General features: G+C 49.9%; 14 protein-coding genes and 1 tRNA gene. 11 read left to right on the plus strand and 4 right to left on the minus strand.

Annotated features, from left to right (window positions below; translation table 11 throughout):
- Window positions 1-48: 48 nt before the first annotated feature.
- The 7 genes from KIS30_07880 to KIS30_07910 all read left to right on the plus strand — a co-directional run bounded on the left by KIS30_07880 (window position 49) and on the right by KIS30_07910 (window position 3,563).
- Window positions 49-525 (plus strand): 30S ribosomal protein S19e, encoded by a 477-nt coding sequence (locus KIS30_07880; GenBank protein MBX8646658.1) that lies wholly within the window; start codon window positions 49-51, stop codon window positions 523-525.
- A gap of 1 nt (window position 526) precedes the next feature.
- Window positions 527-871: a DNA-binding protein gene (locus tag KIS30_07885; protein MBX8646659.1), complete on the plus strand. Its 345-nt coding sequence runs from the start codon at window positions 527-529 to the stop codon at window positions 869-871.
- Window positions 872-880: 9 nt separating this feature from the next.
- Window positions 881-1,036 (plus strand): 50S ribosomal protein L39e, encoded by a 156-nt coding sequence (locus KIS30_07890; protein MBX8646660.1) that lies wholly within the window; start codon window positions 881-883, stop codon window positions 1,034-1,036.
- Window positions 1,037-1,046: 10 nt separating this feature from the next.
- The gene (locus KIS30_07895) at window positions 1,047-1,325 is read left to right on the plus strand and encodes a 50S ribosomal protein L31e (GenBank protein ID MBX8646661.1); all 279 of its coding nucleotides are present in this window, start codon (window positions 1,047-1,049) and stop codon (window positions 1,323-1,325) included.
- 11 nt (window positions 1,326-1,336) lie between these two features.
- Window positions 1,337-1,993, plus strand: coding sequence for a translation initiation factor IF-6 (locus KIS30_07900; GenBank protein MBX8646662.1), 657 nt, complete (start codon window positions 1,337-1,339; stop codon window positions 1,991-1,993).
- 118 nt (window positions 1,994-2,111) lie between these two features.
- Window positions 2,112-2,207: transfer RNA gene (locus KIS30_07905), tRNA-Val, on the plus strand.
- Between the two features lie 51 nt (window positions 2,208-2,258).
- Entirely contained in the window at window positions 2,259-3,563 is a 1,305-nt protein-coding gene (locus tag KIS30_07910; protein MBX8646663.1) for a site-specific integrase, read from the plus strand.
- Between the two features lie 90 nt (window positions 3,564-3,653).
- Here KIS30_07910 and KIS30_07915 read toward each other — a convergent pair whose 3' ends face one another.
- From KIS30_07915 to KIS30_07925, 3 genes are read right to left on the minus strand one after another with little or no spacing between them, the layout of a single operon-like run.
- Window positions 3,654-3,839, minus strand: a complete 186-nt coding sequence (locus tag KIS30_07915) for a hypothetical protein (GenBank protein ID MBX8646664.1) — start codon at window positions 3,837-3,839, stop codon at window positions 3,654-3,656.
- 5 nt (window positions 3,840-3,844) lie between these two features.
- Window positions 3,845-4,126: a hypothetical protein gene (locus KIS30_07920; protein MBX8646665.1), complete on the minus strand. Its 282-nt coding sequence runs from the start codon at window positions 4,124-4,126 to the stop codon at window positions 3,845-3,847.
- Window positions 4,127-4,131: 5 nt separating this feature from the next.
- Entirely contained in the window at window positions 4,132-4,464 is a 333-nt protein-coding gene (locus tag KIS30_07925; GenBank protein ID MBX8646666.1) for a hypothetical protein, read from the minus strand.
- 108 nt (window positions 4,465-4,572) lie between these two features.
- Here KIS30_07925 and KIS30_07930 point away from each other — a divergent pair, with 108 nt between their 5' ends.
- The 3 genes from KIS30_07930 (at window position 4,573) to KIS30_07940 (ending at window position 5,972) form a co-directional block, all read left to right on the plus strand.
- Window positions 4,573-4,734, plus strand: a complete 162-nt coding sequence (locus KIS30_07930) for a hypothetical protein (GenBank protein ID MBX8646667.1) — start codon at window positions 4,573-4,575, stop codon at window positions 4,732-4,734.
- Window positions 4,735-4,772: 38 nt separating this feature from the next.
- Window positions 4,773-5,450, plus strand: coding sequence for a hypothetical protein (locus KIS30_07935; GenBank protein MBX8646668.1), 678 nt, complete (start codon window positions 4,773-4,775; stop codon window positions 5,448-5,450).
- Window positions 5,451-5,693: 243 nt separating this feature from the next.
- A complete protein-coding gene (locus tag KIS30_07940; GenBank protein ID MBX8646669.1) occupies window positions 5,694-5,972 on the plus strand; it encodes a hypothetical protein in 279 nt (92 codons plus the stop codon).
- A gap of 27 nt (window positions 5,973-5,999) precedes the next feature.
- Here KIS30_07940 and KIS30_07945 read toward each other — a convergent pair whose 3' ends face one another.
- On the minus strand, window positions 6,000-6,617 hold the full coding sequence (locus tag KIS30_07945; protein ID MBX8646670.1) for a hypothetical protein: 618 nt from the start codon (window positions 6,615-6,617) through the stop codon (window positions 6,000-6,002).
- On the opposite strand from KIS30_07945, the gene KIS30_07950 reads away from it, so the two are divergent.
- The coding region (locus KIS30_07950; protein ID MBX8646671.1) for a transposase at window positions 6,618-7,000 on the plus strand (383 nt) is incomplete at its 3' end.

Here is a 7,000-nt window from a genome sequence, read left to right on the forward strand (position 1 = left end):
GACGGGCCAACGACGGCCAGTTTATATATGAATTCATGAGGAAATCCAATGACCACGGCGTATGATGTTCCGGCCGGGCCTCTCATAGAGGCCCTCACTGCGAAATTGAAAGAGATTGAGGCCATAAAGGTTGAAGAGTGGACACACTTTGTTAAAACCGGCAGGCACAGGGAGAAGGCGCCAGCAGAATCAGACTGGTGGCACAGGAGAGTAGCTGCCGTGCTCAGAAAGGTCTACATTCTGGGTCCGATAGGCACCTCCAGACTCTCAGCCGAGTTCGGTGGACCGTCTGACAGGGGATCCAAACCCAATGCGGCTGTCAAGGGCAGCGGATCAATCAGCAGACTCGCACTGCAGCAGCTCGAGAAGGCAGGATTCATACAAAAACAGAAGAATACAGGAAGAGTCGTTTCAGGAAAGGGCAGGGGTTTCGTAGATGCCGCAGCCCATGAAGTATTTCAGGAACTCGCAAAGACAAACGGCGAACTGGATAAGTACAAGTCAAAGGCAGAGAGTGAAGCGTGATATGGCCGGGGACGAAGAGCTTGAAATGCTGCGCAGGAGAAGGCTTGCCGAGCTTCAGATGCAGCTTGAAAGCGAGCAGCAGCAGAATATAGATGACGGCAGGCGCAATGCGGAAGCCCAGGCTCAACGTCAGGCCGTGCTGAGAGCCATACTCACTCCGGAGGCCAGAGAGAGACTCGCTGCTCTGCGGATGGCCAGACCGGAGCTTGTCGCAGATGTTGAGCAGCAGCTTCTCATGCTCGCTTCCCAGGGAAGGATCAACAGGCAGATAGACGACAGGACAATGAAGGACCTCCTCTTCAAGATAGCCCCGAAGAAGAGAGAGATAACAATCGAACGGAAGTAGGTGTTTTAGATGGCAAGAAACAAACCCCTCGCAAGAAAAATCAGGCTTCTCAAGGCAGGAAGGATGAATGCAAGAGTTCCGCACTGGGTAATGATGAAGACAAACAGGAATGTTGTGAGGCAGCCGAAGAGAAGAACGTGGAACAAAGGAAGAGCCAAACGGTGAGTGTTAAACAATGGCAGATGATATCAGTACTGAAGAGGTTGTCTTCAACGTGAGCCTGAGGCACATTAAGGACGTGCCGAGAACAAGAAGGGCGATTGCTGCGATTTCTCAAATCAGACAGTTTGTAGTGAGGCACATGAAGGCGAGTCCCGAAGATGTCTGGATTGACGGTCATGTCGGGGAATACATCTGGTCCAGGGGGATCAGGAGTCCACCTTCGAAGATCACCATCAGAGCGGTAAAATTTGAAGACGGTCTTGTAGAGGTCTCCTTTCCCGACGAGGTGTAGGGAGAAGTTTAATGATTGCTTTTGCTGATTTTGGCGGGAGCAATTTCCTCGGGATTTATGCCGCAGCATCGGACAAACTCGTTATCATTCCTCCGCTGACCAAGGAGCAGACATATCAGAAGATCCAGAAATTCCTGCAGGTCGAGCCGTTGCAGACAACACTCGGCGGCACGAACCTCATCGGAGCACTCGCTGCAATAAACAGCAACGGTGCGGTGCTCACTGGATTCGCGACGGCTACAGAGCTTGAGCAGATAGAGTCGAGGATACCGGCCGCCACACTCAGGGACAGATTTAATGCGGCCGGCAACAACATAGTGGCTAATGACAGGGGCGCCATAGTAAATCCGGACATAGGAGGCAGGGCGCTGAGGCAGATTGCGGACGTTCTGGGAGTGGACGTGGAGAAGGGAACGATCGCCGGACTGAAGACAGTGGGTTCGGCATGCACGGCAAACAACTCCGGCGTGCTCTGCCACCCTGAAGTTACCGAGCAGGAATTGAGCCTTGTTAAGGATGTTCTCAAGGTCAGCGCGAAGATAGGAACGGCCAATTACGGAACTCCGCTGGTCGGCGCATGCATTCTCGCCAACACGAAGGGCGCATTGACAGGCAGCAGCACCACACCCATAGAGATAGGCAGAATAGAAGATGCTCTTTGCGTTTGAAACTGCAGCGCTTATTTGCGGAACATGGAACGGCCAATGAACACGATGACGATGAAGGATACTTATATGTGTTTGAATTAAAGCCATAAACGTATTTCATAGCGCTGCGTAATCGCATGGGCTCATGGTCTAGTGGTTATGACGTCGCCTTGACATCCGGCACACCTGCCGGTCAGAGCGGCGGAGGTCTCCGGTTCAAATCCGGATGAGCCCATACCTATTTGGGTTCAATATCTATTTATTATAGTAACGCATTACCTCCTGCATGCCTGGCGAGCAGAAGGTCAGAGGACGCATCAAGGGTGAAGCGTCAAAGTATGCATATCTTCTTGATGATCAGGACATAAAGCGATGGTACCAGAATGTTGCCAGAGGGTCACAGATCACTGCCGACGTCTACCTCAGAAGGATGGGCAATTTCAATAATGAGATGAAACTGTCCCCCAAAGAACTCCTCAAAATGGACGACAAGGAGCTCAGCGATCTGCTCCTGGATTTTGTGGGTGAAAGGGAGGGGAAGCGTTCACCGACCTATCTCAGCGGCACACTGAGGGCGGTGAAGTCATGGCTCAATTTCATGGACAAACCGGTGAAGAGGCGGATAAAGGTGCATGGGCTGAATTCAAGGCCCACGGTTGAAAATGAGAAGGTGCCGACACAGGACGAGCTGAAGAGAATTGTGCTGGCAGCAACCCTCAGAGACAGGGTATGCGTGATCCTTATGGCACACTCCGGCGTCAGGCCGCAGGTTCTCGGCTCCTATATGGGTGACAGCGGCCTGAGACTCGGAGATCTGCCGGATCTGAAGATAGGCCCTTCAACGGCTGAATTCGAAAAGACGCCCGCGCTTGTAAGGGTGCCGGCGTCCCTTTCGAAGGCCGGTTTCCAATACATTACATTCCTGTCGGAAGAGGGTTGTGATTACCTCAGGGAGTATCTTGAATCGAGGATGAGGGACGGAGAGAAACTGACAAAAGATAGCCCAGTGGTAACGGCAAAGACGGCGGTGAAACCCTTCATAGCGAGCACAAACATCTCTGATGCCATACGGAAACCCATCAGGGCCGCAGGCTTTCAGTGGAGGCCCTATGTGCTGCGCGGTTATTTCGACACCCAGCTCCTTCTGGCTGAGAGCAAGGGACTCGTTGCCCATGATTACCGTGTATTCTGGATGGGGCACACAGGAAGCATGGAAGCGCGCTACACGACAAACAAGAACAGGCTACCTGCAGATATGATTGAGGATATGAGGGAAGCGTACAAGAGATGCGAGAAATATCTCGGCACGAGAATAATGGCATCCGCCGAAAGCGATACAAAGACTTACCTGAGATCGGAGTTGCTCAGCGCGGTCGGCTACAGCCAGGAAGCGCTGGACAACCTCGACATATCGTCGATGCCGGAAGAAGAGTTCCAGAAGATGCTGCGTGACAAGGTCATGGGCAACATGACAAACAACGGCCTGAAGCAGAAAGTCGTGCAGGTCGATGAGGTGGGCAGGTTCATAGAACAGGGATATGAATTCTATGCGGCACTTCCAAATGGAACTGCCATACTAAAACTGCCGTAATGGTTACAACGATGCTGTAACAAAGGAGTGATAATTATCCAGGGGTTCCACAAGCGGGCAGGTGAGATATCTCACATGTAATTGCCTGCATCAGACTTTCCGCCAGACCGGCTCTTTTCCAGCCAACTTCAGCCACACTTCGCTCTTGCCCAGGAATTCCAGTGCCGGTATCATGTCCGGCTCTGACAGTATGACCTCCCTGAGTGAGGAAGAAGGCGGCAGACTCATGGCAAACTCCTTTACGCCTTTTATGTCGATCATATTCCATTGAGCCATGCCAACTATCCCCAGAAATACCCGTTGTGCACTTTGTCAAAGGCAGTGGATTCAGGCGCATCCACCTCGAACCTTTCACCGCAGAACGGGCAGAACAGCACTCCCCTCAGCTTGATCCATGGTCTGTTGTCGTCCCATCCTATGTAAAAGTCAACTGCCCCGTAATCCGAAATCATTGCGGTCACTGTGTAGAGCGAAAGAGTGCGGCAGCACCACTTGTCCAGCGGGAGCAGCAGGTAAAAGGAGAGACCCCTGCCCGATTTTTCCAGGCACTTGTCGAATTTCATCGCATTCACACCCCCCTCACAAAAGCCCTGAGATCCGGCATATATGCGAAGCCGTGAATCCTGAGCTTGAAGCACAGATCTTTGAACCTCGCTCTGTTAATCGACGCTCTCAGCGTTATCCTGTCCGGAAAGTAAGCGACGTCAAGCTGATATTCATCTTCGAGACAGATGAGCCAGGAAGGAATTTTTGTTTCACCACAAGTGGCACGCTTCCTGTCTGTGTTTCCCTGAATGCCCGCCACATTCTCAGACACTGCCTCTTTGGAAGCATGTTTCGTAAGTTGCCCTCTGTCGGCACAATTTTCGGATACTCTCCTGAATTGTCTAAGATTGCCCATATCTATTACCGTTATACCATAACACCATTTAACTATTAGAATATTGTGGTAATATGGTATAGAACTAATTACCGCTGAAATTAAATATCACAATTTTGATTAAGAACCATGAGCACCAAACGCAAGACTTCTGTCAACGTTGACCAGGATGTATGGACAAAGTGGAATCATTTTGTCATTGACAGGACGGGATCATCAAGAAAAGTCAGCGAAGAGCTTGAGAAAGCACTCCTGGAATATATTGAGAGGCACAGCTCAAAGAAGTCCTAACTGATGGTGATTATCTGGAAAAGGGCATCAAAAGAAAGATGAAGTTTGCCGCGGCATTTATTATTTGTGCAATAGTACTTTTTTCAGTTTATTCTGTGACGGGATTTCGTTTCGGTAATCACCATCTGCCAGAAGTCGCGAGCACAAACATCCGGAGTTACATGAACATTTCATCAACATCTGGTGGCATTGTGAACATCAGCTACATCTCTGCAACAACATATTTTGGGCTAAAGGGGTTACCCTCCAACTCGATGCTTTCCATAGGCATTAACGGATCAATTTCTGGATATTCAAATCCCCCAACAGTGGTACTAAATATCTACATCAATGGAACAGTCAATAGCACACTTCATCCACAAGGGGTAGGTCTGATATTCAATGACTTTGGTAATAATACAAACCCTGTTATGGGTGCGCGCATCTATGGTGGAAGTGAACTTAATGTTTCGTCAACCAACGTTCAAAAGCAAGCGGCCGAGACCGGTTTTTCGGGATTTGGAACCTTTTCCTTATATGGTCGGCTTACCAATCAATCCTCGCGGTCAAGCGGTACGACAAGCAGCTTTCATTTCAGATTGGTCGCTTACATTATTGTGATGGAATCTTCTGCTTACAGTTTCCCTCACATCGTGCTTAATGGCATGGCCGATCTTACAGGATTCGCAAACCCGGTAACAAGCGAGATGACTTTAAACATCACCTCAAAGGCATAAATAAAGGGTCGTAAAATCGATTTTTCCTTACAAAATCCAACAGCTTATGAGCGCGCATACTGTCGTTGCGTAATGCTGCATGGACCAGCATACAGACCAGTGCGGTCTTTGACTGCGACAACCTGTCAGGCAAAAGGTGTGCACGTCATCCTGAATGCTTGTCAAGTAGAAGATATGCGCTTGGTTGAGTGCAATCGCAGGTATAGGCTTTTGTACAGGTTTTATAATTTAATCCGGACCAATATGAACAAGACTCGAGGAGACTCTAAAGAAGTCACCGCTTCATCGATCGGCTTTTCGCTCTCCTACATGGACCAACCAGTGGATCTGCATGAAGACTTTTACCAGTATGCTGCCGGCCGGTGGCTAAAGTCCAACCCTGTTCCTCCCGACAAATCACGCTGGACTGCTTTTGATGAATTGTACGACAGAAATCTGATTTTACTGAAAACAATACTTGAGGAGGCGGCTGCAGACACTTCGGCTGCGATTGGTTCCACTAACTTGGATTTTCGCGCCTGAATGAGATATGACATTTCGCAGCATTTTTCACGCTATCTCGATCCTGACCGTACGGTTATGAAGCCATGGTATTTTCATGCCCTTCCACCGCTCTGCCGCCTCAAGCAGCAGCGGTGCCCTGCTGAACCTTCTGACTCGGATCACCACCTCGGTATCTGTGAGCCTGATTGTGCCCGGCCTGTCTATGAATGTTTCCCACAGTTTCTTTGCCGTTGCAGTATCATACCCCTTGAGACTGTTTGCAAACCATTTGTAGCAGCCGCTCGCAATGACGCTGAGCACTATGTCCAGGTCAACCTTGATGCGTACTGAGCTTGAGAGAGCATCGACATGGAAGAAGTGCACCTGCTCACCCAGCGAATTCTCGATGATTGTGCGCCTTGCGTATCTCGTGAGGAGTGTGGCCGCACTCCTCTTCCTGTCGTTTGTGATGAGCAGTGTTGGCTGCTCCTTTCCGTAGTCCGTGGCAGCAATCTGCCTTATGCTGCCGTAATCTGGCAGTTCAACCGTTTCGTCGAGTATGAGCGGCGTCTTCCATTTCCTGTCCTTTATGCCGAGTTCAACTCTCTCCCACGGGATTACACCGGAAAATTGTGTAAAGACGAAAACAGAAAAAGAGAAAGAGGAAGATAATATGTCTGACAAATGTATGACACAGGAAACATGGAGAGAGGAGTTATGAGAAGAGAGGCAAGGAACAGTACAGATACAGTGATGGAAAAGGTACAGGAGGAGGAAGAGGACAGTACTGCAGACAGCCTTACAGAGAAAACTGCAGACGAGATCTTCGCCAGGATGCAGAAGGGTGAGAACGTTTCCCTTCCAACACTCCTGGAAGGCATCGTCAACGCAGTGATGGAGAGGGAAAGGGACTATTTCCTTCAGTCGACAGAGGACTACGCCAACGGCTTCTATACGAGGAAACTGCAGATGGCAATGGGTAAGCTCAATCTGAAGGTTCCCAGGGTAAGGCACTCGAAGGGATTCAGGCCGGCACTGCTGCCCGGCAGATGGGGAAGGGTGTACGG

It is taken from the genome of Candidatus Sysuiplasma acidicola (genome assembly GCA_019721035.1).
In the GTDB taxonomy this organism is placed as follows: Archaea; Thermoplasmatota; Thermoplasmata; order Sysuiplasmatales; family Sysuiplasmataceae; genus Sysuiplasma; species Sysuiplasma acidicola.

Coding starts and splice junctions, on each gene's coding strand:
- KIS30_07880 (MBX8646658.1), top strand. CDS start 49: ATGACCACGGCGTATGATGTTCCGGCCGGGCCTCTCATAGAGGCCCTC.
- KIS30_07885 (MBX8646659.1), top strand. CDS start 527: ATGGCCGGGGACGAAGAGCTTGAAATGCTGCGCAGGAGAAGGCTTGCC.
- KIS30_07890 (MBX8646660.1), top strand. CDS start 881: ATGGCAAGAAACAAACCCCTCGCAAGAAAAATCAGGCTTCTCAAGGCA.
- KIS30_07895 (MBX8646661.1), top strand. CDS start 1,047: ATGGCAGATGATATCAGTACTGAAGAGGTTGTCTTCAACGTGAGCCTG.
- KIS30_07900 (MBX8646662.1), top strand. CDS start 1,337: ATGATTGCTTTTGCTGATTTTGGCGGGAGCAATTTCCTCGGGATTTAT.
- KIS30_07910 (MBX8646663.1), top strand. CDS start 2,259: ATGCCTGGCGAGCAGAAGGTCAGAGGACGCATCAAGGGTGAAGCGTCA.
- KIS30_07915 (MBX8646664.1), bottom strand. CDS start 3,839: ATGGCTCAATGGAATATGATCGACATAAAAGGCGTAAAGGAGTTTGCC.
- KIS30_07920 (MBX8646665.1), bottom strand. CDS start 4,126: ATGAAATTCGACAAGTGCCTGGAAAAATCGGGCAGGGGTCTCTCCTTT.
- KIS30_07925 (MBX8646666.1), bottom strand. CDS start 4,464: ATGGGCAATCTTAGACAATTCAGGAGAGTATCCGAAAATTGTGCCGAC.
- KIS30_07930 (MBX8646667.1), top strand. CDS start 4,573: ATGAGCACCAAACGCAAGACTTCTGTCAACGTTGACCAGGATGTATGG.
- KIS30_07935 (MBX8646668.1), top strand. CDS start 4,773: ATGAAGTTTGCCGCGGCATTTATTATTTGTGCAATAGTACTTTTTTCA.
- KIS30_07940 (MBX8646669.1), top strand. CDS start 5,694: ATGAACAAGACTCGAGGAGACTCTAAAGAAGTCACCGCTTCATCGATC.